This is a genomic window from Streptomyces sp. B5E4, from assembly GCF_039871555.1.
Taxonomy (GTDB): domain Bacteria; phylum Actinomycetota; class Actinomycetes; order Streptomycetales; family Streptomycetaceae; genus Streptomyces.
In genome coordinates this window covers 301,264-326,651 of record NZ_JBDPMI010000004.1, presented here as the reverse complement: position 1 = coordinate 326,651, position 25,388 = coordinate 301,264, and the positions used below count along the sequence as shown (strand labels likewise).

Annotated in this window: 22 protein-coding genes and 3 tRNA genes; 7 read left to right on the top strand and 18 right to left on the bottom strand. The window is 74.2% G+C overall.

Annotated elements, in window-relative coordinates:
* Positions 1 to 5 precede the first annotated feature (5 nt).
* Positions 6 to 785: an HAD-IIA family hydrolase gene (locus ABGA99_RS08545; protein ID WP_347576701.1), complete on the bottom strand. Its 780-nt coding sequence runs from the start codon at positions 783 to 785 to the stop codon at positions 6 to 8.
* 194 nt (positions 786 to 979) lie between these two features.
* Positions 980 to 2,215 carry a hypothetical protein gene (locus ABGA99_RS08540; RefSeq protein WP_347582430.1) on the bottom strand — a complete coding sequence of 412 codons (1,236 nt, stop codon included), beginning with the start codon at positions 2,213 to 2,215 and terminating at the stop codon, positions 980 to 982.
* A gap of 171 nt (positions 2,216 to 2,386) precedes the next feature.
* Here ABGA99_RS08540 and ABGA99_RS08535 point away from each other — a divergent pair, with 171 nt between their 5' ends.
* Together ABGA99_RS08535 and ABGA99_RS08530 are read left to right on the top strand one after the other, a co-directional pair.
* Positions 2,387 to 3,481 carry a Gfo/Idh/MocA family oxidoreductase gene (locus tag ABGA99_RS08535; protein ID WP_347582429.1) on the top strand — a complete coding sequence of 365 codons (1,095 nt, stop codon included), beginning with the start codon at positions 2,387 to 2,389 and terminating at the stop codon, positions 3,479 to 3,481.
* Between the two features lie 47 nt (positions 3,482 to 3,528).
* Positions 3,529 to 3,602: transfer RNA gene (locus ABGA99_RS08530), tRNA-Lys, on the top strand.
* Positions 3,603 to 3,659: 57 nt separating this feature from the next.
* On the opposite strand, the gene ABGA99_RS08525 is transcribed toward ABGA99_RS08530, so the two are convergent.
* On the bottom strand, positions 3,660 to 4,871 hold the full coding sequence (locus ABGA99_RS08525; protein ID WP_347582428.1) for a nucleoside/nucleotide kinase family protein: 1,212 nt from the start codon (positions 4,869 to 4,871) through the stop codon (positions 3,660 to 3,662).
* Positions 4,872 to 4,945: 74 nt separating this feature from the next.
* Between ABGA99_RS08525 and ABGA99_RS08520 the strand changes: the two genes are divergently transcribed.
* A tRNA-Leu gene (locus ABGA99_RS08520) sits at positions 4,946 to 5,030 on the top strand.
* A 181-nt stretch (positions 5,031 to 5,211) separates the two neighbouring features.
* Here ABGA99_RS08520 and ABGA99_RS08515 read toward each other — a convergent pair.
* The 5 genes from ABGA99_RS08515 to ehuB form a co-directional block, all read right to left on the bottom strand.
* Complete coding sequence (locus ABGA99_RS08515) at positions 5,212 to 6,021, bottom strand: IclR family transcriptional regulator C-terminal domain-containing protein (RefSeq protein ID WP_347576697.1); 810 nt, start codon at positions 6,019 to 6,021, stop codon at positions 5,212 to 5,214.
* A gap of 187 nt (positions 6,022 to 6,208) precedes the next feature.
* Positions 6,209 to 7,015 carry an ectoine/hydroxyectoine ABC transporter ATP-binding protein EhuA gene (ehuA, locus tag ABGA99_RS08510; RefSeq protein ID WP_347576696.1) on the bottom strand — a complete coding sequence of 269 codons (807 nt, stop codon included), beginning with the start codon at positions 7,013 to 7,015 and terminating at the stop codon, positions 6,209 to 6,211.
* On the bottom strand, positions 6,999 to 7,652 hold the full coding sequence (gene ehuD, locus ABGA99_RS08505; RefSeq protein ID WP_347576695.1) for an ectoine/hydroxyectoine ABC transporter permease subunit EhuD: 654 nt from the start codon (positions 7,650 to 7,652) through the stop codon (positions 6,999 to 7,001). Before ehuD ends, ehuA begins: the two co-directional genes overlap by 17 nt.
* The gene (gene ehuC / locus ABGA99_RS08500; protein WP_347576768.1) at positions 7,649 to 8,395 is read right to left on the bottom strand and encodes an ectoine/hydroxyectoine ABC transporter permease subunit EhuC; all 747 of its coding nucleotides are present in this window, start codon (positions 8,393 to 8,395) and stop codon (positions 7,649 to 7,651) included. Before ehuC ends, ehuD begins: the two co-directional genes overlap by 4 nt.
* Entirely contained in the window at positions 8,395 to 9,312 is a 918-nt protein-coding gene (gene ehuB / locus ABGA99_RS08495) for an ectoine/hydroxyectoine ABC transporter substrate-binding protein EhuB (protein WP_347576694.1), read from the bottom strand. Before ehuB ends, ehuC begins: the two co-directional genes overlap by 1 nt.
* Positions 9,313 to 9,409: 97 nt before the next feature.
* Here ehuB and ABGA99_RS08490 point away from each other — a divergent pair, with 97 nt between their 5' ends.
* Positions 9,410 to 9,910 (top strand): DUF3830 family protein, encoded by a 501-nt coding sequence (locus tag ABGA99_RS08490; RefSeq protein WP_347576693.1) that lies wholly within the window; start codon positions 9,410 to 9,412, stop codon positions 9,908 to 9,910.
* Between the two features lie 48 nt (positions 9,911 to 9,958).
* Here the strand turns inward: ABGA99_RS08490 and ABGA99_RS08485 are convergent, their stop codons facing one another.
* Both ABGA99_RS08485 and ABGA99_RS08480 read right to left on the bottom strand, forming a co-directional pair.
* Positions 9,959 to 11,404: an amidase gene (locus ABGA99_RS08485; RefSeq protein WP_347582427.1), complete on the bottom strand. Its 1,446-nt coding sequence runs from the start codon at positions 11,402 to 11,404 to the stop codon at positions 9,959 to 9,961.
* Between the two features lie 44 nt (positions 11,405 to 11,448).
* Positions 11,449 to 12,390 (bottom strand): D-2-hydroxyacid dehydrogenase, encoded by a 942-nt coding sequence (locus ABGA99_RS08480; protein WP_347582426.1) that lies wholly within the window; start codon positions 12,388 to 12,390, stop codon positions 11,449 to 11,451.
* 248 nt (positions 12,391 to 12,638) lie between these two features.
* Here ABGA99_RS08480 and ABGA99_RS08475 point away from each other — a divergent pair, with 248 nt between their 5' ends.
* Both ABGA99_RS08475 and ABGA99_RS08470 read left to right on the top strand, forming a co-directional pair.
* Positions 12,639 to 13,613: a decarboxylase gene (locus ABGA99_RS08475; RefSeq protein WP_347582425.1), complete on the top strand. Its 975-nt coding sequence runs from the start codon at positions 12,639 to 12,641 to the stop codon at positions 13,611 to 13,613.
* A gap of 86 nt (positions 13,614 to 13,699) precedes the next feature.
* Positions 13,700 to 14,440, top strand: a complete 741-nt coding sequence (locus ABGA99_RS08470; protein WP_347576689.1) for a decarboxylase — start codon at positions 13,700 to 13,702, stop codon at positions 14,438 to 14,440.
* A gap of 97 nt (positions 14,441 to 14,537) precedes the next feature.
* Here ABGA99_RS08470 and ABGA99_RS08465 read toward each other — a convergent pair whose 3' ends face one another.
* Complete coding sequence (locus ABGA99_RS08465) at positions 14,538 to 16,307, bottom strand: EAL domain-containing protein (protein WP_347576767.1); 1,770 nt, start codon at positions 16,305 to 16,307, stop codon at positions 14,538 to 14,540.
* Between the two features lie 446 nt (positions 16,308 to 16,753).
* Between ABGA99_RS08465 and ABGA99_RS08460 the strand changes: the two genes are divergently transcribed.
* The gene (locus ABGA99_RS08460; protein ID WP_347576688.1) at positions 16,754 to 18,175 is read left to right on the top strand and encodes a M6 family metalloprotease domain-containing protein; all 1,422 of its coding nucleotides are present in this window, start codon (positions 16,754 to 16,756) and stop codon (positions 18,173 to 18,175) included.
* 102 nt (positions 18,176 to 18,277) lie between these two features.
* On the opposite strand, the gene ABGA99_RS08455 is transcribed toward ABGA99_RS08460, so the two are convergent.
* The 7 genes from ABGA99_RS08455 to ABGA99_RS08425 form a co-directional block, all read right to left on the bottom strand.
* Positions 18,278 to 18,351: transfer RNA gene (locus ABGA99_RS08455), tRNA-Lys, on the bottom strand.
* The gene (locus ABGA99_RS08450; protein ID WP_347576687.1) at positions 18,329 to 18,916 is read right to left on the bottom strand and encodes a bifunctional DNA primase/polymerase; all 588 of its coding nucleotides are present in this window, start codon (positions 18,914 to 18,916) and stop codon (positions 18,329 to 18,331) included. The genes ABGA99_RS08455 and ABGA99_RS08450 overlap by 23 nt, the downstream gene beginning before the upstream one ends.
* A gap of 169 nt (positions 18,917 to 19,085) precedes the next feature.
* Positions 19,086 to 19,466, bottom strand: coding sequence for a hypothetical protein (locus ABGA99_RS08445; RefSeq protein ID WP_347582424.1), 381 nt, complete (start codon positions 19,464 to 19,466; stop codon positions 19,086 to 19,088).
* Positions 19,467 to 19,575: 109 nt separating this feature from the next.
* Complete coding sequence (locus tag ABGA99_RS08440) at positions 19,576 to 20,925, bottom strand: AAA domain-containing protein (RefSeq protein WP_347576766.1); 1,350 nt, start codon at positions 20,923 to 20,925, stop codon at positions 19,576 to 19,578.
* A 212-nt stretch (positions 20,926 to 21,137) separates the two neighbouring features.
* On the bottom strand, positions 21,138 to 22,667 hold the full coding sequence (locus tag ABGA99_RS08435; RefSeq protein ID WP_347582451.1) for a hypothetical protein: 1,530 nt from the start codon (positions 22,665 to 22,667) through the stop codon (positions 21,138 to 21,140).
* Positions 22,668 to 22,672: 5 nt separating this feature from the next.
* Positions 22,673 to 23,974: a hypothetical protein gene (locus tag ABGA99_RS08430; RefSeq protein ID WP_347582450.1), complete on the bottom strand. Its 1,302-nt coding sequence runs from the start codon at positions 23,972 to 23,974 to the stop codon at positions 22,673 to 22,675.
* Between the two features lie 307 nt (positions 23,975 to 24,281).
* A complete protein-coding gene (locus ABGA99_RS08425) occupies positions 24,282 to 25,328 on the bottom strand; it encodes a phosphatase PAP2 family protein (RefSeq protein ID WP_347576685.1) in 1,047 nt (348 codons plus the stop codon).
* Positions 25,329 to 25,388 lie beyond the last annotated feature (60 nt).

Below are 25,388 nucleotides of genomic sequence, written 5' to 3'. Positions count from 1 at the left end.
GCGGCTCAGATCAGCTCGACGAGGTCGGCGATCGAGTCGACGATGTGCGAGGGCCGGTACGGGAACCGCTCCACCTGGTCCGCCCGGGTGAGCCCGGTGAGTACGAGATACGTCTCCATGCCCGCCTCAAGCCCGGCCAGCACGTCGGTGTCCATCCGGTCGCCGATCATCGCGGTCGACTCGGAGTGGGCGCCGATCTGGTTGAGCCCGGCGCGCATCATCAGCGGGTTCGGCTTGCCGACGAAGTACGGCTCCTTGCCGGTGGCCTTGGTGATGAGCGCGGCGACGGCGCCGGTCGCCGGCAGCGGACCCTCGGTGGAGGGGCCGGTCTGGTCCGGGTTGGTGGCGATGAAGCGGGCGCCGTTCTCGATCAGCCGGATGGCCTTCGTCAGCGCCTCGAAGCTGTACGTGCGGGTCTCGCCGAGGACGACGTAGTCGGGGCGGTGGTCGCTGAGCACGTAGCCGTGGTCGTGCAGCGCGGTGGTGAGCCCGGCCTCGCCGATGACGTACGCGGTGCCGCCGGGGCGCTGGTCGTCGAGGAACTTGGCGGTGGCGAGAGCGGAGGTCCAGATGTTCTGCACCGGCACGTCGAGGCCGATGCGGGAGAGGCGCGCGTGCAGGTCGCCGGGGGTGTACATGGAGTTGTTGGTGAGCACGAGGAAGGGCTTGCCGGAGTCGCGCAGCCGCTTGATGAAGGCGTCGGCGCCGCGGATCGGGATGCCCTCGTGCATGAGCACCCCGTCCATGTCCGTCAGCCAGGACTCGACCGGCATGCGCTCCGCCATCTGCTCTCTCCAACCGGTGCCTCGGGGACGGGGTCACCAGCCTAGACGCAGGAGCCGCGGGACCGAGGGGGCGGAGGGGAGAAGAGTGGGGGAGGGGACTTCGGACCGGGCGTGGGAGGGGCGGGGCCGAGGAGACGGAAGGAGAGGTGTGGGGGAGGGGCGGGGGCATCGGGCCCGGCGCGGGGGAGCGAGGGTCAGGGGCGGGGCGGGTGCGGTGGGTTGTGGGCGGTGGTGCGGCGTCGGCGGCGGATGGTGAGGAGGAGGGCGGTGCCGAGGAGGAGGGAGCCGGCTGCCCCGGCTGCCGCGGCGGGTGCCGCCGTGCCCGTAGCCGCGAGGCTCTCCGGCATGGGGGCGGCGTCCGGGAGCCGGGGTGGGGCAGGCGGTGCGGAGCCGGGCCACTGCGGTGCGGGGGCGGTGCCCTTCGGCGCCGGGGGTGTGCCCGTCGGCACATGTGGGCCCGGTGCCAGCCGTACGTCCGGAGCGCCCGGTGTCGCGGGGGCCGGTGGTGTGCCCGGCGCTCCCGGTGTCGCCGGAACGTCGGGTGCCTCCGGGCTCCCGGGCGCTCCCGGCTCTCCGGAAGACCCCGAGGTCCCCGGCACTCCGGGTGTCCCCGGCGCTCCCGGTGTCCTCGGCGCTTCGCGCGTCCCCGGCGCCTCCGGACGACCGCTCCTGGCCGGTGCCTCCGGTCTCCCCGGGCCCCCGCTCCCGCCCGTGCCCGGCGGCTCCCGGTGCCGCCGCGGGCGTTCCGGCGTCGCTTCCTCCCCCGGCTCCGCGGGGCGCCTCGTCGAGTCCCCCGGTTCCCCCGTCCCGCCGCAGCACCGCCTCCCGCGCTCGATGCCGGTCTCGTAGTCCTTCGACTGGCCCACCCACTCGCCGTCGTCCCCGCGCCGCTGCACCGTCGTCACGTTCACGGTCACCCGCCCGGACGGAGCGCCCTTCGCGAAGCCGACCCGTAGCGGCACCTCCCGGCTCTCGCCCGCCCGCAGCACGAAGCCGCGGAAGCCGCCCGCGAACACCCCCGCGCTCTCGTCCGCGCCCGTCCGCTCGAAGGCCACCGAACGCCAGCGCCGCGCCTTCGCGTCACGGAACTCCAGCCGGATGTCGGCAGGGCGCAGCCGCCCGGCGGCCTCGTGACCGACCACGGCCACGGGGTGCACGTCGCGGCAGACCCCGTCCGAGGCGTTGTGCAGCCGCAGCGTCAGCTCGCCCTGCACGCCGCCCGCCCGGAGCGCGGCGCCGTCGCCGTCCAGCGCGGTGCCCACGGGGAACCGCCCGGCCCCCGGGTCGCCGCAGCGCGGCGCGAACGCCCGGCCGGGCGGCGGCTCCCGGGCCGCCGCGACACCGGCGGCACCGGCGGCGACAGGGGAGACGGGACAGAGGAAGAGGGCTGCGGTGGCGGCCGTGACGGCGAAGGCGGAGCGCGGTCCCATGCTCGCGACCGTGCCACGGCCCGGGTACCGGCGATCGGCGAGGCGACTCCGAACGGCTCAACGCCTGCCCGCAAGACGCCCGTCCGGCGCAACCCCCGGCCCGTAGAGACCGCGCACGCCAACCCCCGCCCGCCCCTGGCGCGCCGCGAGGCGTGTGGTTGAGTGACGGCCATGGATGGCACCTCTGGCACCCCGCTGCGCGTCGGTCTCTTCGGTTACGGACTCGCCGGGTCCGTCTTCCACGCCCCGCTCGTCGCGGCCACGGACGGGCTCGTCCTCGACACCGTCGTCACCGGCGACCCCGAGCGGCAGAAGCAGGTGCGCGCCGCGTACCCGGACGCCACCACCGTCGCCACCGCCGACGACCTCCTCGCCCGCGCCGACCGCCTCGACCTCGCCGTCGTCGCCTCCCCCAACCGCACCCACGTGCCGCTGGCCACCGCCGCGCTGGAGGCCGGGCTGCCCGTCGTCGTGGACAAGCCGCTGGCCGCCACCGCCGCCGAGGCCGACGAACTGGCGACCCTCGCCGACGCCCGCGGGCTGCTCCTCTCCGCCTTCCACAACCGCCGCTGGGACAACGACTTCCGCACGCTCGCCGCGCTCCTCGCCGACGGCTCCCTCGGCGACGTCCACCGCTTCGAGTCCCGCTTCGAGCGCTGGCGCCCCGCGCTGCGCGGCGGCTGGCGCGACTCGGCCGACCCGCAGGACGTCGGCGGGCTGCTGTACGACCTGGGCAGCCACCTCGTCGACCAGGCGCTGACCCTCTTCGGCCCGGTGACCTCCGTCTACGCCGAGTCCGACGCCCGCCGGGCCGGCTCGGTGGTGGACGACGACGACTTCGTCGCGCTGGTGCACGCCGGGGGCGTCCGCACGCACCTGTGGATGACCGCGATGGCCCCGCAGCTCGGGCCGCGCTTCCGGGTGCTGGGCAGCCGCGCCGGATACGTGAAGTACGGGCTCGACCCGCAGGAGGCGGCGCTGCGCGACGGCCGCCGCCCGGGGGACGACGGGACCTGGGGCGCGGAGCCGGAGTCCGCCTGGGGCCGCCTGGGCGCGGGGGAGTCCCCGCTCACCGGCGGCGGCGAACAGGTCCCCTCCCTCCCCGGCGCCTACCCCGCGTACTACGCCGGCATCGTCGAGGCCCTGCGCACCGGCACGCCCCCGCCGGTCACCGCCGCCGAGGCCGCGGCGACGCTGCGGGTGCTGGAGGCGGCCCGCCGCTCGGCGTCGGAGGGCCGGGAGGTACGGCTCGCGGAGGGTGTCTGAGCACCCCCGGAGAGCCGGTATGCTGGACGGCGTCGTGCAGACGACCTGCGCCGCTAGCTCAGTTGGTTAGAGCAGCTGACTCTTAATCAGCGGGTCCGGGGTTCGAGTCCCTGGCGGCGCACGCACCCCGAAGAGCCCGGGCCGGAAGGCCCGGGCTTTTTCGCGTGTCCGTACGTCCTCAGCCGAGCCGGTACGTACCGGCCGCGACGGCGTCGCGCACGGCTGCCGCGGTCGCCTCGGGCGGCTGGCCGCCGGTGTCCAGCGCATGTGGCTCGTACGGGCCGAGGTCGGCGAACTCCCGGTGCATCGCCCGCACGGGCTCGGGGTCGGTCAGCGCGTCGGGGCCGGTGCGGGCGCTGGCGCGGGCCAGCGTCGTCCGCTCGTCGGGGCGCAGGACGACGTAGTGCAGGGGGACGCCGGCGGCGCGGGCCGCGGCGCGGTAGGCGTCGACGAACCAGGGGCCGACGACGCCGTCGAGCACGACGCGGTAGCCGCCGGCGGCGTACCGGGCGGCGGCGCCGGCGGCGACGGCGACGACCGTCTCGTTCTGGCGCCGGGCGGCGGGGAGGTAGGGGGCGATGCCGCCGCGGGTGACGAAGGCCCAGAAGTCGTCGGTGTGGAGGTGGACGCTGAGTTCGCCCTCCTGGGCGAGGAGCCGGGCGACGGTGGTCTTGCCGGCACCGGGCGGCCCGCTGACCACGAGGATGTCGCCGTGCGCGCGGTCGGCGGCGGCGGCCTCCGCCGCCGCTTCCTCCCCCTCCGCCATCCCGGTGACCACGCGGTGGCACCGCGCCCGGGACGCCTTCACCAGCTCCGCGTTGGGGGCGTCGTTCGCGTCGATCCAGTCGCGGGAGGCGGCCGCGGTACGGCCGAAGCCCACGTGCCGCGCCATCAGCCGCGCGTCGCGTACCGCGTCGGGGGCGTCGACGTACCAGACCTCGGCCATCAGCTCCCGCGCCGCGCGCCAGCCGGGGAGGTCGCAGGCGAGGTAGTTGCCCTCGGTGACGATCAGCCGGGTGCCGGGCGGGACGTGGTGGCGGGCGGCGACGGGCTCGTCCAGGGCGCGGTCGAAGTCCGGTACGTACACCTCGGCGCCGGACTCCTCCGCCAGCCGGCGCAGGAGTGCCGCGTAGCCGGCGGCGTCGAAGCTCGGCTCGGAGCCCTTGCGGTCGCGCAGGCCGAGGCGGTCGAGCTGGGCGTTGGAGAGGTGGAAGCCGTCGAGCGGCACGTACGCGGCGGCGTCGGCCCCGTGCCGCGCGCGCAACTCGGCGACGAGCGCGCGGGCCAGCGTCGACTTCCCGGCCCCGGGCGCCCCCGCAAGCCCCAGCACGGCCCGGCGGCCGCCGTCGAGGAGCGCCCACGCATCGTCGGCCGGCAGTTCGCTACGCATGGCCGCACCCTACGACGCCGGGCCCAACCCGCCGTAGCGGGGCCGCGATCCGGGGCCGGTAATATTCCGGGCGAGCGGCGGTGGCGCAATGGCTGACGCAGCAGACTTAGGATCTGTGGCCCCTGACAGGGCTTGAGGGTTCGAATCCCTCCCGCCGCACGACCCGCTGCGCGGGGCGCGGCGGGGTTCGGCGGCGCGGAGAACCCGGCTGCGGCACCGGGCCGCTGCGCGGGCTCGGGTGCGGGATCCGAAGCCGGTGTCCGGCGGGTAGGGGCCGGGCGCGGAAGCGCACCGGCCGTCACCCGCAGTACTCCCGGCACCCGGCCGCCCGTCGTGTCCGCTACAGCGACAGCGCCAGCAGCAGGTTCGCCGCCTCCCTGTTCAGTTTCTCCGCCGCCGCCCGCAGGCGGTGGGTCTGGTGGACCGGGAGGGACAGGGCCACGCAGCCGACGTCCAGGCCCGCGGTGAGGGGGACCGCCGCGCAGACCGTGCCGACCGCGTACTCCTGGAGGTCCAGGGTCGGGACCGTGGCCACCTGGTGGTCCAGGGCTGCCAGCACCGCCTTCTCGCTCGTGATCGTGCGGGACGTCAGCCGGGCCGCCCGGTGGCGGGACAGGTGGTCGCGGCGGGCGTCCTGGTCCAGTTGGGTCAGGAGGCACTTGCCTATCGCCGTCGCGTGCGCCGCCGAGCGGAAGTCCACCCACTCGTTCACCCGCGGCGTCCCCGGCGCGTCCGCTATCTGCGTGACGCGGACCTCCCCGTCCTCGTACCGGCCCAGGTATATCGCCGCCCGCGTCGCCTTCCGCAGCTCGTTCATCTCCCGCTGCAGCTTGTCGTGCACCGCCCGCGTCCGGCTCCCGCCCGCGCCGAGCAGCGCCACGGCCTCGCCGATCGCGTACGAGCCGTCCTCCAGCCGCTCCAGATAGCGCTGCTTGCGCAGCGTCAGCAGCAGGTGCGCCAGGTGTCCCGGCGGGAGGCCGGTCTCGCGGGCGAGCCGGGCGACGGGCACCCCCTCGCCGCCGTGCCGGGCCGCGGACTCCAGCACGCGGAAGGCGTGCCGTACGGAGTCGAACGGTGCCGCGGGTTCGTTCCCCGGCTCGGGTCGCCGGCCCGGGGGCTGGTCCCCGGGAGGCGGGTGCAGGACCGGCACGTGGTCTCCCTGAAGTGTCTCCTCAGGTGTTCCCCGGTTCACCCCCCGTCAGCCCCCGAAGGCCCCTCCTCCCCAGAGTTGTCCGTATCTCACCGTAGTCGTCCGACTCCCCACCGTTCCCCGGAAAGCACGCCGGCGGGCGTCCTCCGTGACCGGAGGGCGCCCGCCTGATGGCGTCCGCCGCGTCTCAGAGGATCGCGTTCAGGAACTGCTGCGTACGCTCGTTCTCCGGCTCGCTGAAGATCTTCTCCGGCGGCCCGGACTCGATGATCTTTCCGGCGTCGAACATCAGCACGTCGTCGGAGATGTCCCGCGCGAAGTTCATCTCGTGGGTGACGCACAGCATCGTGATGTCCGTCGACTGCGCGATGTCCCGCAGCAGGTCCAGTACGCCGGCCACCAGCTCCGGGTCCAGTGCCGAGGTGACCTCGTCCAGCAGCAGCACCTGGGGCCGCATCGCCAGCGCGCGGGCGATCGCCACGCGCTGCTGCTGGCCGCCGGAGAGCTGGGTGGGGTACTTGTCGATGTGCTCGGTGAGGCCCACCAGCTCCAGCAGCTCCCGCGCGCGGGTCTCCGCCTCGTCCTTCGGCATCCCCAGCACGTGCACCGGGGCCTCGGTGATGTTGCGCATCACCTTCATGTTCGGGAAGAGGTTGAACTGCTGGAACACCATGCCGATGTGCTTGCGCACCTCGCGGATGTGGTTCTCGCCCGCCGGCTCCAGCTTGCCGTTGCGCTCCTCGTGGAAGAGGTGGTCGCCGTTGACCTTGATGGTGCCGCTGTCCGGCTTCACCAGGGTCATCAGCAGCCGCAGGATCGTCGTCTTGCCGGAACCGGAAGGCCCGATGAGCGTCACGTGCTTGCCCGACGAGACGTCGAAGCACAGGTCGTCCAGGACGACGTTGTCGCCGAACCGCTTGGTCACGTTGTCGAAGCGGATCAGCTCGCTGCCGTCCACGGGCGGGTTCTCGGTGGTGTCAGGTGTTGTTGACAAGGCGACGCTCCAGGGCTCGGATCAAAAGGGAAGCGGGGTAGGCGATCACGATGAACGCCACGCCCACGACGGTGATGGCCTCGGTGGTGAAGGTCTCGTTGCTGAACTGCCGGGCCTCGCCGAGCATGTCCAGCGCGCCGATGACGGCGATCATCGGCGAGTCCTTGAGCATCGCGACCACGTAGTTGCCCAGTGCGGGCACCACCCGGCGGATGGCCTGCGGCAGGATCACCGACGACCACGTCCGGCCGCGCGACAGGCTGAGCGCCTTCGCCGCCTCCCACTGGCCGACCGGCACACCGTCGATGCCCGCCCGGTACACCTCGGCGGTGTACGTCGAGTAGTGCAGGCCCAGGCCGACGATGCCGGTGGTGAGCGGGGACATGGACGGACCCCACTGGGGCACCACGTAGAACAGGAAGAACAACTGCACCAGCAGCGGCGTGTTCCGGATGAACTCGGTGACCGCGGTCACCGGCCAGCGGACCCACCGCTGCGGCGCGCGCTGCGCCATGGCCCAGACCAGGCCGAGGGCGAAGGCGATCAGCGTGCCGAGCGCCAGGGCCTGGAGCGTGACGAGCACGCCGTCCCAGAACCGTGGCATGAACTCGTCGACGACCTCCCAGTCGAACGTCATCCCAGACCTCCAGCGCCTTGAGTGCTCGCCTGCATGGACTCACCGCTGGGGCTGAGCTTGCGGGAGAGCAAGCCGTTCCTCTTCTCCGGAGCCCGGCCCACCCCCGCTTTGGCCCGGCGCTCCAGCATCCGCATGAGGCGGGTGAGGATGAACGCGAGAATGAAGTACAGAACCAGCAGCAGCGTGTAGATCGGCGCGCTCTCGTTCTTCGCCAGCCGCAGCAGGTTCCCGGCGAAGGTCATGTCGGCGACGGCGATGACCGACACCAGCGACGTGCCCTTCAACAGCTCGATCAGCAGGTTGTTGAACGGCGGGATCATCTCGGGCCACGCCTGCGGAAGCTCTATGCGCCGCAGCCGCTGCCAGCGGGTGAAGCTGAGCGCGATGCCCGCCTCCCGCTGCGCCGCGGGCACCGCGGCCAGCGCGCCGCGGACGATCTCGGAGCCGTACGCGCCGTAGGTCAGGCCGAGCGCCAGGGTGCCGGACCACAGCGGCACGAACTGCCAGCCGAGCATCAGCGGCACCGCGAAGGCCATCCAGAACATGAAGATCAGCGCGGACATGCCGCGGAAGATCTCGAAGTACGTGCCGGCCAGGAACCGCACGATCCAGAACCGCGAGGTCCGCAGCGTACCGATGACGAACGCCACGACGGCGGACAGCACCGCGCTGTAGACCAGCACCTGGATCGTGATCCAGATGCCCGGGAGGAACCACTCCCGGAAGAACTCCCAGCTCATCATCAGGGACACAGCTCCTTCACCGTCAGGTCCGTCATCTCCCGTTCGGTGAAGCCGAAGGGCTTGACGATACGCAGCAGCTCGCCGCTGTCCTTGAGCTTGTGCAGCTCCGCGTTGAAGGCGTCGCGCAGGTTCTTCTCCGACAGCCGGAACGCGAAGCCGCCCGCGCCGTACGCGGGCTCACCGTCGACGATCGGCTGGAACGGCTTCGTCCCCTCGGCCCGCTTGGAGCCCCTGACCGCGTTGTTCACGGTGACGCTGGTGCCGGCGAAGGCGTCCACGCGACCCTGCTCGACGGCCTCCAGGCCGGCCACCTGGTCCGGCAGGACCAGGACCTCCTTGACGCCGTTGGCCTTCGCGTAGTCGATCTCGGCGTACGCGGTGCCGCTGGCCAGCTTCAGGCCCTTCTCGGCGATGTCCTTGTAATCCTCGATGCCGTGCGGATTGCCCTTCTTCACGATGAAGGAGTCCAGCATCAGATAGTCGGGGTCCGCGAAGAGCACCTGGGCACACCTGTCCGGGTTGATATACATTCCCGCGGACACGACGTCGAACAGCGCCACTTTCAGGCCCGGGATCAGCGCGCCGAACTCCACCGGCACCGGTTCGATCTTCGGGATCCCCAGCCGCTTGAAGACGACCTCGGCGATGGCCGGTGCCTCCCCGACGGCGTCGCCGTCCTCGTTGATATAGCCGAAGGGCACCTCGCCGGCGATGCCGACCTTGACGACGCCGCGGTCTCGCAGCTGTTCGAGCAGGTCACCCCCTTCGACGGTGCCGTCCGCCTCGGCCGTCCGGCTGCAACCGGCGGCGCCGCCGATCGCGCCGGCCGCGCCGACGGCGGCGGCTGATGCGAGCAGCGAGCGGCGCCTCAGCCCGCCCGGCCCGCTTCTCGTCTCGTTCTCACCACGTAGAACCATGGGCGCGCGGCTACCCGTCCCCGCCGAAGTTATGCGGGTCGGTTCCGGCCGGTGATCCTCCCGTTATCGTGGGATACACCGAACGAGGGAGTGGTGCATGTCTGCACGGTTTGTCGAAGTCTCTCTGGCCAAGCGGGGCGTCCGCTGCACGGCGAAACTGCTCGACGACAGAGCCCCCATGACCTGCGCCGCGGTCTGGAACGCGCTACCGCTCGGCGGCGACGTCTACCACGCGAAATACGCCCGCAACGAGATCTACGCCCTGCTCCCCGCGTTCGCGCCCGCCGAGCCGCCGCTGGAGAACCCGACGGTGACCCCCATCCCCGGGGACCTGTGCTACTTCAGCTTCACGGACACCGTGCTCGGCACCGCCAGCTACGGCTACGAGGCGGAGGCCAAGCACCAGGGCCGCAGCAGCGTCGTCGACCTCGCGCTCTTCTACGAGCGGAACAACCTGCTCATCAACGGCGACTCCGGCTGGGTCCCCGGCATCGTCTGGGGCTCGGTCGTGGAAGGGCTCGACGAGATGGCCGCCGCCTGCCAGGACCTCTGGCGCGCCGGCGCGCTCGGCGAGACCCTCAACTTCCGCCGGCTCTGACGCGGGCAAGCGGTACGGGGCCGCGGCCCGCGGCCCCGTAGCGCCGGCTCAGCCGAGGGCCGGCGGCCGGATCCCGTCCGCGATCCCCGACTCGTACAGCGCCTGCGCCGTGCGCAGCACCAGCGCGTCCCGGTGCCGCGCCGCCACGAGCTGCAGCCCCACCGGCAGCCCCGCTCCGTCCACCCCGCAGGGCAGGCTGACGGCCGGCTGCTGCGTGAGGTTGAAGGGGTACGTGAACGGGGTCCACCCGGTCCACCGGGTGTACCCCGAGTCCTTCGGCACCTCCGCCCCCGCCTCGAACGCCGTGATCGGCACGGTCGGGGTGACCAGCACGTCGTACGTCTGGTGGAAGCGCCCCATCGACTGCCCCAGCGCCATCCGCACGTCCACCGCGGCCAGGTAGTCCAGCGCGCTGTACCGCTCGCCCAGCTCCACGATCTCCCTCAGCCCCGGATCCAGCAGCTCACGCGCCCCGGGACCGTACGGCTGCACCACCCGCGCCGCGCCGCTGAACCACAGCGTGTGGAACGCCTCCTGGCACGCGGCGAGCCCCTCGCACAGCCGCGGGTCGGCCTCCTCCACGTACGCACCCAGGTCGGACAGCCGCTCCACCGCGCCCCGCACCACCGCGGCCACCTGGCGGTCCACGGGCACCTGCCCGCCGAAGGACGGGCTGTACGCCACCCGCAGCCCCCGCACGCCGTCGGCAGCCCCGGCCAGGGAGTCGACGAAGCCGCCGGCGGGCGGGCCGAGCTGCGACCAGTCCCGGGGGTCCGCGCCGCTGATCACGTCCATCAGCAGCGCCGTGTCCCGGACGTCCCGCGTCATCGGCCCGACGTGCGCCAGCGTGCCGAACGGGCTCGCCGGATACAGCGGCACCCGCCCGTACGTGGCCTTCAGCGCCACGATCCCGCAGAACGCCGCCGGGATCCGCACCGAGCCGCCGCCGTCCGTGCCCAGGCTCAGCGGCCCCGCGCCCAGCGCCACCGCCGCCGCGCTGCCGCCGCTGGAGCCGCCGGTGGTGCGGCCCGCGTCGTACGGGTTGACGGTGACCCCGCTCAGCGGGCTGTCCGTGGTGCCCTTCCAGCCGAACTCGGGCGTCGTGGTCTTGCCGAGGAACACCGCCCCGTGCTCGCGCAGCCGCGCCACCGACGGGCCGTCCTCGTCCCACTCCCGGTCCGGATCGACGATCCTGGAGCCGCGCAGCGTGGGCGTGCCGCGCTCCAGGATCATGTCCTTGACGGTCACCGGTACGCCGTCGAGCAGCCCGGCGGGCTCCCCGCGCTGCCAGCGGCGCGCGGACGCCTCGGCGCGGGCGAGGGCCGCGTCCCGGACGGCGTCGTCGAGGGTGACGAAGGCGTTGGTCAGCTCCTGCGCCCGGGCCGCGCGCGCGAGGGCCGCGCGGGTGGCCTCGACGGGCGACAGTTCGCCGGAGCGGTAGCCCCGCAGCAGCTCCACCGCCGTGAGATCCGCCGGATCCGTGGTCCCCGTCATCCCGCCGCCTCCCTGGTCGTCCGTCACCTTTTCCGAATTCTGCGTCACCGTACGTACCCGAGCTGCTTGTCCACCACGTTGAAGAGCGGCCGGCCCGCCTCCCACAGGTCGAACAGCTCCAGGAACTGCTCGGACAGCGCCTCGCGCCACCCCACGATGTCGCCGCTCATGTGCGGCGAGACGAAGAGCCCCGGCACCTGCCACAGCGGGTCCTCGGGCGCCAGCGGCTCGTTCTCGAAGACGTCCAGGGCCGCCGCCGCGATCTCCTGCTGCTCCAGCGCCGCGACCAGCGCCGTGGTGTCGACCAGCGGGCCGCGGCCGACGTTGATGAACCGGGCCCGGTCCGGCATCGCCGCGAACGCGTCGCTGCCGAACATCCCGCGGGTCTCCTCCGTCAGCGGCGCCGCACAGATCACCCAGTCGGCCTCCACCAGCAGCGCCGGCAGCTCCGCCTGCCCGCGTACGCCCTCGCGCGCGGTCCGGCCCACGAGCTCCGTACGCACCTCAAGGCGACCCAGCGTCTCCGCGATGGCCCGCCCGATCGGCCCGGCGCCCACGACCACCGCCCGGGTCCCCGCCAGCCGCAGCGTCTCGCGGTGCTGCCAGCGGCGCTGCCGCTGCCGCTCCCAGGTGCCGGGCAGGTCCTTGGCCATGGCCAGCACCAGCCCGGCCACGTATTCTGCGATGGGCCGGTCGAAGACTCCGCGGGCGTTGGTCAGCACGGTGTCCGAGGCGGCGAACTCGGGGGAGAGCACATGATCGACCCCGGCGCTCGGGGTGTGCACCCAACCGGGCCGCGGGCCGGGTCCAGGCCAGGCTCTGCGCACCGCGGGCGAGGTGAAGTCCCACACCAGCACCACGTCGGCGGAGGGGAGCTGCTCGGCGAGCCCGTCCTCGTCCGTGCTGATCACTTGGGCCCGGCCGCGGAGTCGGTCCAGGTCGGGCGGCGGATCGTCGTCGAGGACGAGCACGCGGATATCGGACATAGGAAGGAAACCGTCCCGCAATATGTCACTGCTGCAATGGTCCGCAGCACTGGATGGAGTAGTGCTTCCAGTACTGGATGTAGCCTGAAGAAGAAGGCGGAAAAACGTCGGAGATGCGAGGATTGACCACGCTAGGGGTGTGCCTCTACCTTCGTCAATAACCGCATCTGTCACTGCGTCCCGGTCGCTCACCGGCTGCTCCAGATGATTTACCTTCCCCCAGCCCTCCGTACGAACGGGGCATCCTCATGGACGTCTCTTTTCTGGGCGGACCACAGCCACAGCGTGGTGTGGGTGTCGTAGCCCCTTTTGACTTCGCGCTCGACCGCGAGCTCTGGCGATGGGTGCCGGACGATGTGTCGCTGCATCTGACGCGTACCCCCTACGTCCCCGTCGAGGTCAGCCTCGACCTGGCCAGACTCGTGAGTGAGCACCAGACCCTGCGCGAGGCGGTGCGCGCCCTGACCGCCGTCTCGCCCGAGGTGATCGCCTACGCGTGTGCGTCCGGCAGCTTCGCCGACGGCCGCATGGGCGAGCGCGCCATGACCGCCGCCATGTCGTCCGCCGCCGCCGTGCCGGCGCTGACGACGTCCGGCGCCATGCTCGCGGCGCTGAACGAGATCGGTGCCCGGCGTACCGCCATCGTCACACCGTATACACCTTCCGTCACCGGAGCCCTGGAGGAGTTCCTCGAAGAGGGCGGCATCGAGGTCACGGGACGGGCCAGCCTCGGCCTGACCCGGCACATCTGGCGGGTGCCGTACCGGCAGGTCGTCGAGATGGCGAGGCTCGCGGTCGCGCAGGGCTCCCCGGACGCGCTGTTCATCAGCTGTACCAACCTGCCGACGTACGACGTCATCCCCCAGCTCGAAGCGGAGCTGCGGATGCCGGTGCTCTCCGCGAACCAGGTCACGGTCTGGGAGGCGTTGCAACGCATCGGCAAGGAGGCCGTGGGCCCTTACCAGGCGCTGCTGGACCCCGCCGCGCGGCTCGGCTGGGCGTCCATGGCGCCGCCGGACGCCACGGTGCTCCCGGACGTCACGGTGCTGTCGGCGGAGCCGCCGGGGCGGCCGCCGGAGGTCCCGGCACCGCCCGCGGAGATGGCCGCCCCGCCGCTCCCGCCGGAGGCCGCGCTGGCGGGCTCCGCGCAGACGCAGGACGTCGACGCGGCGGACGCGGCGGAGCCGCTGTGGCCGGACGACACGGGGCAGTGGCCGGCGTAGGCCGGCGCAGAAGAACACCCACCGGAACCCCGGCGTGGGGGAGCACCCACGCCGGCAGACGCACGTTCACGTAGGACGGAGGCAGTGTGCAGCAAACCGCGAAGGCGACCGCGACCGTCGGTTTCCTCTACCCCGGGTACTCGGCCGAGGACGACTACCCCCGCATCCAGGACATGCTCGGCGGCGAAACGGCGCTGCCGCTCGTGCACACCGACATCGGCGAGGACGCCCACCGCGTGGACGCCCTGCTGGAGATGGGCTCGGCCGCCCGGCTGGCCGCCGGCGTGGAGCAGTTGAAGGCGCAGGGAGCGCAGGCGGTGGTCTGGGCGTGCACCAGCGCCAGCTTCGTCTTCGGGCCCGAGGGCGCGTCGGAGCAGGTGGCCGAGCTGTCCGGGACCGCGGGGCTGCCGGCCTCCAGCACGTCGTTCGCCTTCGCGCACGCGCTGGGGGAACTGGGCGTGCGCCGGGTGGCGGTGGCGGCGACGTACCCGGACGACGTGGCGGAGCTGTTCGCCGTCTTCCTCAAGGCGGCCGGCGCCGAGGTCACCTCGACCCGCGGCAGCGGGATCATCACCGCCGCCGAGGTGGGCACCTGGGGACGGGACGAGGTGCTGGAGCTGGCCCGCGCGGGCGACCACCCGGACGCGGAGGCGGTGCTGCTGCCGGACACGGCGCTGCACACGGCGGCGTACGTCGCGGAGGCGGAGGCGGCGCTCGGCAAGCCGGTGCTCACGGCGAACCAGGTCACGGTCTGGGAAGGGCTGCGGCTGCTGGGCCGGCGGGCGGCGGAGCCGGCGCTGGGGCGGCTCTTCACCGCACGGGACTGACGGCGGCGCCCCGGGGGCGTACGCGCCCGTCCTGCGGGCGTACGAGCCGGGCGTACGGACGTACGCGACGGCCGGAAGGCGACGCCCTCCGGCCGTCCTACAGGAGCCGCTCCACCCGCTCCGCGGGCACCGCCCTGGAGTAGAACCAGCCCTGCGCCGTGTCGCACCCGATCCGGCGCAGCCGCTCGGCCTGCTCGCCGCTCTCCACGCACTCCGCGGTGACGCTGATGCCCAGCCGGTGCGCGAGGTCGACCAGCGCCTCGACGATCGTCTCGTCCGCCGGGCTGGGGTGCTCCGCGGAGCTGAAGCCGCGGACGAACGATCCGTCGAGCTTCAGCGCGGACACCGGCAGCCTGCTGAGGTACGCGAGGTTGGAGTAGCCCGTACCGAAGTCGTCGATGGCGATGCCGACGCCCATCTCGCTCAGCTCCTGGAGCGCCTGCAGGGGCCGGCCCGCCGAGCCCATGACCGCCGACTCCGTCAGCTCCAGTTGCAGCAGCCGCGGCGGCAGGCCCGTCTCCTCCAGGATCTGCGCGACATCGGCGACCAGGTCGGAGTCCCACACCTGCCGCACGGCGACGTTGACGCTGACGAAGACCGGGTCCGCCGGGCGCAGCCGGCGCCAGCCGGCGGCGCGGCGGCAGGCGGTGGCGAGCACCCAGCGGCCGAGCGGCACGATCGCGCCGTTCTCCTCGGCCAGTCCGATGAACCGATTCGGCGTCAGCGTGCCGAGCTTCGGGTGCTGCCAGCGCACCAGCGCCTCCACGCCGCGCACGCTGCCGTCGCCGAGGTCGATGAGCGGCTGGTAGTCGAGCGTGAACTCGTCGCGCTCGATGGCCGGGCGCAGCGTGGAGGAGAGCGCCTGCCGGGTCATCCGGTGGGCGTTGCGTTCGGGGTCGAAGAGGGTCCAGCGGGCCTTGCCGTCGGCCTTCGCCCAGTACAGCGTGGTGTCGGCGGCCTGCATCAGCGCCGTGGCGGTCTGCCCGCTGGCCGCGCGCTCGACGACGCCGATGCTGGCCGAGACCGCGAGCCGCTGCCCGGCGAGGTCGAAGGGCTCCTGGAGCGCGTCGAGCAGCCGCTGCGCCAGCTCCCCGAGCTGCTCCGTCCCGGCGGAGCGGGCCACCAGCACCGCGAACTCGTCGCCGCCGAGCCGGGCGACGGTGATGCCGTGCTTCTCGGCCTGGCCCGCCTCCGCGGTGCAGGCCACCAGCCGGCGGGCGACCGCGGCGAGCAGCCGGTCGCCGACGCGGTGGCCGAGAGTGTCGTTGACGGCCTTGAAGCCGTCGAGATCGAGGTACGCGAGACCGACGCGCCCCACCGCCCCGGGCGCCGGTGCCGCCGCCCGCGCGCGGGCACGCGACCCGCCCTGCCCGCGGCCCCGGCCGGCGCCGCCGTGCTCGGCCGCGGGCTCCTCCGCCTGCCGGGCCTCCTGGAGCGCGCCGGTGAGCCGCTCGAAGAACAGCTCCCGGTTCGGCAGCCGGGTCACCGGGTCGTGCATCTTCAGATGGCGCAGCTTCGCGCGCAGTTCACGCTGCTCGGTGACGTCCGTCAGCGACAGCAGCGCCCGCCCGCCGGACAGCGGTGTGAGGGTCATCTCGACCGACAGCGACCGGCCGCCCGCGTCCTTCATCCGCCGCGTACAGCGCAGCGAGGCACGCCTGCCCTGGAGCACGTCCACGAAGCCGGCCCAGCTCCAGGGCTCGTCGCGCAGCCCGGTCAGCTCCGCCGCCGAGGCGCCGGCCAGCCCGCCCTCGTCGGCGCCGACCAGCTCCAGCATCCGGCTGTTCGCGGCCCGTACGAGGCCGTCGCCGCCCACGACGGCCATCGCGAGCTGGGCCCCGTCGAAGGCGGCGCGGAAGTCGTCCACGGTCGCGCCCGCGGGGAGGTGACGTTCCGTGACCGCCTGGAGTGAGGTACCGGGCCCGCAGCCCGGCCCTTCGAGAGATACGCTCACCGCTCGCTCCCGCCCGTGGGGACCGCTCGGCTCCGCCGCTGCAGAGCCACAGCGCTGGAAATGTGCCCGATCATAGGGCTACCGGCTGTGTCGATCCAGTGACGCCGCTATGGCGCGGAAAGCGCTGAGCCGGATGGGGCCGGGAGTGATCGCACATGGCCGCCTCCTGCCGGGCGAATGACCAGATGTGACTTTGTGTTACCCGCACATGCTCCTGATCTCCCCTCTCGTCCCGCCCCGGAGTCACCCGTGTGGGGCACTGGAACAGGACGGGCGGGAACAAACACGAACAAAGTGGGCTGTGTTCCCTACTCTTCCGAGCCGATGAGGTCGATGTGGCCCACCCATCCATACCCCCTGTGGAACAGGACCAGTCGCGCGCGTTGCACCGGGCCGCCGCGGTGGCCACCTCGCTGTCCGCCGTCATGGCCACCTCCCTCATCGCCGACCCGGTCGGCGCCCAGCCCGGCCACCCCTGCGCGCTGGAGCGCACCGCCGCCCACCACACCGAGGGGGTCGCCGGCTGGGATCCCGCCTACCCGCGGCCGAGGAAGACCCTCGACGCGGTGATGGTGTATCTCTCCTTCCCCGATTCGGAGCCGCTGACCTCCCCGGACGAGCTGACCGGGGACCACTTCCCGGCCACCGCAGAATTCTTCGAGCGGGCCTCGTACGGGCAGTTCCGGCTCAGGGTCGACGCGCGCAAGCGGTGGATACGCATGCCGTCGGACTCCCTGACGTACGGCATCGCCCGTGACTGGGACCCGACGGCACGCAGCCGATTCCTGAACGACGCGGTGTCCGCGGCCGATCGGAAAGTGGACTTCGGCGATTACGACGTGGTCTATCTCGTCGCCGACCCGGACGCCCCAGGCGTGGATTCCGACGCCACCAAGGTGGTCAACTTCGAAACCCCGATGCGCGCGGACGGCACCGACCTGCACCGGATCGTCACCGTCTTCGAGCAGCACCCGCCCGACCGCAACGTCCTCGCCCACGAGACCGGCCACGTCTTCGACCTTCCCGACCTCTACCACCGTCCGGTCGACGGCAGGGCCGACTGGGACACCCACGTCGGCGACTGGGACCTCATGGGCAGCCAGTTCGGGCTGGCCCCCGACCCCTTCGGCTGGCACAAGTGGAAACTCGGCTGGCTGGGAGACGACCAGGTCGGCTGCGCCGCCGAGCCCGGGTCGGACCGCTTCACGCTGCACGCGCTGTCCGCCCCCGTGAGCCCGCGGACGCCCCCGCGCGGGACCACGGAGACGGAAGCGGAGAACGGGGCGGAGGAGGTCCGGGGTCGACGGGACGGTGGAGGTAGGGGCGATACGGGAGACGCAGGAGATGCGCGGGGCCCGGGGGACCGGGAGGCCTGGGCGGACCGGGCGGACCCGGAGGACCGGGGCGAGAACGGTAAGGGGGCGGCGGTCCTGCGGCGCGACACCCGGCTGGTCGTCGTGCCCACCGGCGCCACCAACGCCGTCGCCGTCGAGGCCCGCGGCCGGTACGCCAACGACCGGCACGCCTGCACCGAGGGCGTCCTCGTCTACCGCGTCCACACCGGCACCGACTCCGGCGGCGGCCCCGTCGAGGTCGTCGACGGCCACCCCCGCACCGCCGCCTGCCACGACACCTCCGTCTACCCGCCGCTCGCCGACGCCCCGCTGGGCGAGGGCGAGAGCCTGCACCTGAAGCGCGACGGCGTACGCGTGGAGGTCACCGGCCGGACGGCGGACGGGGGCTGGGATGTACGCGTGGTACGGGAGGCGAAGCGCAGGTGACCGGCGGCGCGGGCAGGGCACCGTGGCCGGGATCCGGCCGGAAACGCAGACCGGGCGCTTTCGGAGATCCGAAAGCGCCCGGGTCGACTGCCTTGCGTGCTGTACGCCGTCAGGGACTCGAACCCCGGACCCGCTGATTAAGAGTCAGCTGCTCTAACCAACTGAGCTAACGGCGCCTGTCGACGTGGACGACTTTAGCACCCGGGCCCCGGAGATCGAAAATCGGTATTCCGGCGCGGCCACCGCGGCCCGTACGCACCCCCACAGCAGCTCCTTCGGGCCCGGCAGCCACGGGAACCGCACCTCCGGCGCCACCAGCCACCGCGCCGCCGCCGCACCGGCCCCCTCCCGCCGCCCGTACACCGGCGGCAGCGTGACCGCGTCGCCCGGCCCGTGGCAGAGCACAGGCGGCAGCCCGGGGCGCCACTCCTCCCAGGCCAGCAGGGCGGGCAGCCGGGCGGCCGTGCCGGGGGCGGCGAAGAGCAGCGTCCGGTCGCGTACCCCAGCGGCGGGCCCGCTGCCCGCGCCCTGCGCCCACAGCAGCTCCAGCACCCGGCGGCCCGCCAGGGCCGGGAAGCTCACCACGTCGAACGTCCCGCCGCACGGCAGCACGGCGAGCGCCGCGGGGCGCTGCGACCACAGCGCGTGCACGCTGCGCGGGAAGGGGCTCGCGGAGGCGAGCCAGTCGGCGCCGGTCGGGGTCACGGCGCTGGCGGACGTGTCCGATGCGTGACGGTTCATGGCAACCACATCTACGCGCGCTGCCGCACGTCCCCGTACAGATCCCCGGAACCGGGGACAGAACGGCCGGGAGGCGAGTACTCTGCGGCGGCTCTCCCGCCCCTGAGGGCGTGGGCGGTACCCCCGCGCCGCCCGCCGGGCGGGCGACGCGACATCGAGGACAGAACACCTAGCCCTCCGCAGGGGACCCCGTGCCGCCGCCCGCGAGGAGGTCGCGGCCGAACTCGACCATCCGCCGCGTGTAGTCCTCCGTCCAGTCCGCCCGCTCCGCGATCGCCGCCGGCGTCAGCCGGTCGAACCGCTTGGGGTCGGCGAGCTGCGCCGCGGCCATCGCCTGGTACTCGATGGCCCGGTCGGTCGCCGCCCGGAAGGCCAGCGTGAGGTCGGTGGCGCGGGCCAGCAGCTCGCGGGGGTCCTCGATCGACTCCAGGCCGAAGAAGTGCTCGGCGTCGGGCTCCGCGAGCGGCGGCTCGAAGAGCAGCGCGGCGGGCCGGCGCGGCGTGCGCGGCTGCTCCGTCCGGCCTGGCCGGGCGGGGTCCGGCTCCGTCATAGGGGTCCTCCACTTACCTCTGGGCCACCGCCCATTCTCCCCCGCCGCGCAACCCCGCCCCCCTGCGGCGCCGCAGGACCGCCCGTACGGGCGTGTGCCGGGCCGGCTCTCACGCCCGTACGCGATGGTCCGTCAGGTGCGCCAGAACCGCCTGGTGGGCCTCCCAGCCGTCCGGGAACTTCACCACCGCGCCGAGCTGCACCGGCTCCGTCGACGGGTGCTCGTCCAGCAGCTCCGGCACGCCCGCCCGGCACACCACCACGCACGCGTGCCGGTGCCGCGAGGCGAGCACGCACAGGCGCCCGGTCTCCAGATGGAACGCCGTCGCGTCCGGGCGTCCCGACAGCGGGTGCAGCACCACCGTGACGTCGAACTCCATGCCCTGCAGCCGGTTCGCCGTGTCCACCGTCACCGCGTCCGCCGCCTCCGCGGGCAGCGTCCGCGCGAGCGCGGCCCGTACCGCCGCGGCCTGGTCCCGGTGCGCCGTGCCCACCGCGATCCGGTCCGCCGCCAGCGCGCCCTCGCCGCGCTCCGAGGCCGTCGTGCCGCGCCGCTCCAGCAGCCGCCGCACGACCTGCGCCACCGCCGCCACCGCCGCCGGGTCGGTCCGCGGCGTGTGCGCCGCGGGCAGCTCCAGCAGCCCCCAGCCGCTCGCCGCCGCCTCGTCCAGCACCCGGTCGGCGCCCGAGCCGTCCGACCGCTCCGCGAACGTCAGCCGCCGCTCACCCGGGCCCGTACCGCTGCGGAAGGGCGTGAACGGGTAGAACGCCCGCGACACCAGCGGCGCGGCCGACGCCGGCAGCCGCCAGGACACCGGCAGCCGGTGCTGCGGCAGCCCCGGATGGTGCGCCAGCAGGGTCGTCACCGCGCTGGCCGCCGGGTCCCAGGCCAGCCCCGACCACTGCTCGGCGCCGACCGCGCTGAACGGGTCGAGTTGCCCGGGGTCGCCCACGAACAGCGCGCGCTCGAAGAGCCCGCCGACGGAGAGCAGCGCGTCGGAGCGCATCTGGTACGCCTCGTCCACGATGGCGTGCTCCCAGCGCTCGGCGTCGGCCCCGTCCTTCGCCCGGGCCGCGGCGACGTAGGCCCACTTCGCGGCGGTGGAGGCGATGACGCCGAGGCCGGCGAGATCGGCGATGCTCGTGGCGGTACGCACGCACTCGTGGCCGTCGAGCACGGGGTCGTAGGGGCGGGGATCGCTGCTGTGCAGCCGGCCGACGGGAAGGTCGGGCTGCTCCCGGGCGAGGCGGTCGACGAGGTCGTCGACCTGCGCGTTGGTCTGGGCCACGAGGACGAGGCGGCGGCCTGCGGCGGCCAGCTCGCGGGCGGCGCGGACGACGAGGGTGGACTTGCCGGCGCCCGGCGGGGAGTCGACGAGGACGCCACGGGAGGGACCGTCGAGGGTGTCCCGGAGGATGGCCTCGGTGGCGGCCCGGGCGGCGGTGGCGGGGTCGGGGATGCCGGCGGGGGCGTCGGCGCCGCGGGGCTCGGGGGCGGCCGGACGCGGGGGGCGCGTGGCCGCGGTACGGGGCTCGGGGGCGTGCGCCCGGGGGCGTTGCGCGGCACCGGCCGCCTCCGCCGCCGGACCGTCCGCCGCGCCCGGCGCGTGCGGGCCCGCCGCGCTCCGCGTGCCGTCCTCGCGCCCGTATGCGTTCGTCCTCGGCTCCGTCGTCACAGGAAGTCCTCCGCCGTCACCCGGTCCGGCTCCTCCGCGGCACGCACCGCCGGGCTGCCGTGCGTCCACGGGGTGTCCTCCGGCTCCGGCAGTGCGGGACCGCGGCGGGCCGTGTGCTCGAAGAGCGTCCAGACCACCCGGTCGCCCGGCTCCGGCACCGAGCCCTCGGCGGGAGCGCGCGAGCGGCCCATGCCGTCCTGCAACTGCACGGTGATCCGCCCGTCCCCGTACCCGGCGACCAGCGCGCGCTGCGTGCGTCCGCCGGGCAGCTCGCGGTAGACCTTGCCGCCGTCCTCCAGGTTCGGCTCGTCCTCCGTGGCGACGGTGACCAGCGGCCGGGGCATCGGGCGGCGGCCCTCGGAGTACGCCATCTCCACCGACTCCGTACGGCACACGAACGCCTGCCCCGCGAGCCGCCGCTCCGCCATCGTCAGCGGGTCGTCCAGTGCCTCCTGGGCGTCCAGCTCCGCCAGCGCGCGCTCACGCTGGGCCAGCTTGCGGGCGGCGGTCACCGCGTCGTCGCGGCGCGGCTGCGGGGGCTCACCGGCGCGCACCCGGTCGCGGTGGGCGGTGAACGACCACCTGTCGCCGAGCCACCGGCCCGGCACATGCGCGCCCTCGGGCAGGGCGCGCAGCAGGTCGTACGACAGCCAGACAGCGTCCCACGTGGGCCGCAGCCGGCTCTCCACGAGCCGGGCGACGGTCACTTCCGCCGCCCGGGTCGCGGCGGCGTCGCCCTCGGCCCTGGCGCGGTCGTAGCGGGCCATGGCGGGGGCGAGGAGCCGGTTGTCGAACGCGGGGTCGGTGGCGGGTCCCGCCGGGGGCACGAGCAGCTGGCCCTCGGCGTCGCGGCCGGTCTCCGCGCGCTCCGCGGCGTCCGCACCGTCCGTGATCCAGGCGAGCAGGGCGCCGAGGTGCTGGTCCTCGACGGTGCTCTGGCCGGTGGCCCAGTGCCGGGCGAGCAGCTCGGTGGCGGACAGCAGCAGCGCGGCGCCGGGCACGCGCGCCCGCTCGCCGTAGTGCGACAGCCAGCGGCCGAGGAGCGGCACGCGCGGGGGCGCGGGATACGGGGTGTCGGGGTCGTCCTCGGCGGTCCTGCGGAAGCGCATGGAGCGGCCGAGGAGGCGCACGTACTCGACGCCGGCGCGGCTGGGCACGAGGAGCTGCGCGGCGTCGGCACAGGGCTCGGCGGGGGGCTCGTCGTCGGTTTCCGTGCCTTCACCGGTGCCGCCGCCGGTGTCGTCGGCGTCGTCCTCGGCGTACGACTCGACGTACGGCAGCACCTCGGCCGCCAGCTCCGCCAGGAAGGCGAACCGCAGGTCGCGGTCGCGGGGCTGCGGTACGACCAGCAGGCGCGGGCGGTCGCGGTCGCAGCCGACGAGCGCGCCGAGCGGGGCGGCGGCCTCGCCGGCGGCGGTCATCGGGACGAGGACGAGCGGCCGTTCGGACAGATGGCGGTGCCGGACCGTGGCGAGCGGGGTGGCCCGCCCGGCGACCACGGCCTCCGCGCGCGCGAGGGTGACCATGAGACTCACGAGCCGCCACCGCCGTCGACGGGGCCGGTGGCCGCGAACGCGGCGGCGGCCAGGGCCTCCGCCCGCAGCGCGGCAGCCCGCCGCAACGCGACGACGGCGGGATCCTCCGGAAGGAGCCCGGCGGGGTCCGGCTCCGGGGACGCCTCCACGGGGGCGTGTGGCCCCCGCCCCGGGTCGGCGGCGTCGGCCCGCCTCGGACCGTGCCCGGCCGGGCCCTCCGGGCCGGCCGTGGCCCCCGGTGCGCTCGCCACCGGCCGCGCGGCGGCCTCGGGACCCCCTTGTTCCGCCACGCCCGCCTCGGCGCCCACTCCCGCAGGCGGCCGGCCCGCGGCCGTCACGACGTCCGTCACCGTGCGCAGCCCGCCCAGGTCGCTGCGTACGCCGCGGCCCAGGGCCGTCACGTCCCTCCGCTCCCGGGCCCTGGCGCGGCAGTGGAAGGCCAGCTCGCAGGCGGCCAGGCACTCCGGTGCGTACGCGGCGGGCACCGACTCCACCGCCGTCGCCAGCCGGGGCGGCGGCTGGCGGACGTCCAGGGTGAGGTCCGCGGGCAGGGTGGCGGCGATGGCTTCGAGGCGGGTGAGGCGGGCGAGCTGGCGGCGGGTGGCGGCCAGTTGCCTGCGTACGTCGACGGGTTCGGCGACCGGCTGGTTGGAGAAGTCCTTGGGGCACACCAGCAGCACGTTGTCGTGCACCTCGCAGTGCGGTAGCAGCGCCAGCACGTACACCGCTGCCTGCCGGGCCGCCGCGCCGACCTTCGCCGGGTCGGCGGCCCCGTCGAGGATCGGGAAGGACTTGATCTCGACCACCGTGCAGCGCCCGTCAGGGCCGACGACCGCCGCGTCCGGCTCCAGGTACACCGGCGCGCCCGCCACGTCGAGGCTGACCATCGGGTGCCGCAGCAGCGTCCAGCCGCCCGCCGCCACCGCCTCGGCGAGGGCCAGCCGAGTGCGCTCCGTGCGCCCGCGGGGGCCGGGGGCGGCGAGGTCGGGGACGTGGACGGCGGCGGGCTCCGGCGGGATCTCGCCGGTCCGTTCGGCGAGGAGGCTCAGCAACTCGGCGCCGTCGTCGGCGGTGACACGGGCCTCGAAGGCGTTGCCGCGGGCGAACGCGAACTGCGACTGGCCGAACGGCGCCGGTCTGCCCAGCGCCTCGGCGAGCGCGCCCTTGTCGATACCGGCGCCGTCCAGCAGCGTCCGGCGGCGGCACCCGGGGTTGGCGGCCAGCGCGGCGAGCGCCCGCGCGTCCAGGGCGCGCGCCTGCACGTCCGCGCCGCGCAGCGCGTCGAGCCGGTGGCGCAGCGAGGGCCCCGGCGCCGGGTCGGACCCGCGCTCCGCGGGGCGGGCGTCGGCGTGGGCGGAGGTCAAGTCGCCCGTAGCGGTCGTACGTTCCACGCGCCGCAGTCTGGCACGCCCCACCGACAGCGGGGGTGGCGCCGGTGCGGGAGCCGCGTCGCGGTGGTGCGCCGGGGCCGGGTGTTCCGCTGTGCCCGCGTCGTCACGTCCGCCGCTGTCCGGCGCGCACGCGGCGCCCCCGGCGGATCACCGCGTACGGGCGGTCGCACGGCGCGGCACCGTCACCCGCCGCACCCACCGTGCCTGCCGTACCTCAGTACGCCAGTCTCCGGCACATCACCTGCGCCGCGCCCCCGTGCTGCTCCACGGGCGCCCGTCTGCCGCCCGACGGGGTCGGCGGATCGCCCGGGGCCGGGTTGTCGTGGGTGGTGCGTGGACTCGGGATGTGGGGTGTCTCCGGGGCGTCGCCCGGGACGCCGCTGCCCCCGCCTGTTCTGACCTTTTCCGGAGCGCGGTCGTCCGCCGGTACGTCGTCGCCGTCCGCGTCGTCGGGCCGCGGGCCGCCCGCGGCGACCACGCCGCCGCCCGCGGGTGTGCCGCTGCCCCCGATGCGGGAGGCGAGGCGGTACACCCGGCGGCGGATGCCGTCCGCGACGCGCAGCGACGGGCGGAGCAGCAGCCAGCCGAGGCCCATGACGGCGGCGCCCGCGACCGCGTCGAGGAAGTAGTGGTTGGCGGTGCCCATGACCACGATGGTGGTGACGAGCGGGTACGCGACGCCCAGCAGCCGGACCGGCGTGTACGGGGCGTGCCGCCACAGCACCACCGCGCACCACAGCGCCCAGCCCACGTGCAGGCTGGGCATCGCCGCGTACTGGTTGGTCAGACCGCCCAGTCCGCGGGGCGCGCTCGCCTCGCCGCCCCACCAGCCGTACGACGAGTACTGCGCCATCGTGTCGACGAACCCGTACGCCGGGTCCAGCAGCCGCGGCGGGCAGGTCGGCATGAGGATGAAGCCGACGAGCGCGACGACGGTGGAGAGCAGCAGCCAGGTGCGGTAGCGCCGGTAGTGCACGCGGTGGCGGAGCCAGACCCACACCAGGACCACGGGCGTGACGACGTAGTGCAGCGACGCGTAGATGAAGTCGGCGGGGACGCCGAGCACCGCGTGCGCGGTGAACAGTCTGTTGAGCGGGTCCTCGAAGTTGATGTGCAGGGTCTTCTCGATGTCGAGCAGCGCGAGGCCGTTGTCGACGGCCATGGCCACGTCGCCGCGGGCGAGCAGTCTGCCGGCCGAATACGCCATGTACACCACGACGACGAGCAACAGCTCCGTCCACCAACGCTGCCTCAGTCGCATGGTCCTGGCACTCCGTCTCCGCTTCCCCGCTACGGGCCGCCCCACGTGGCCCACGGTCAA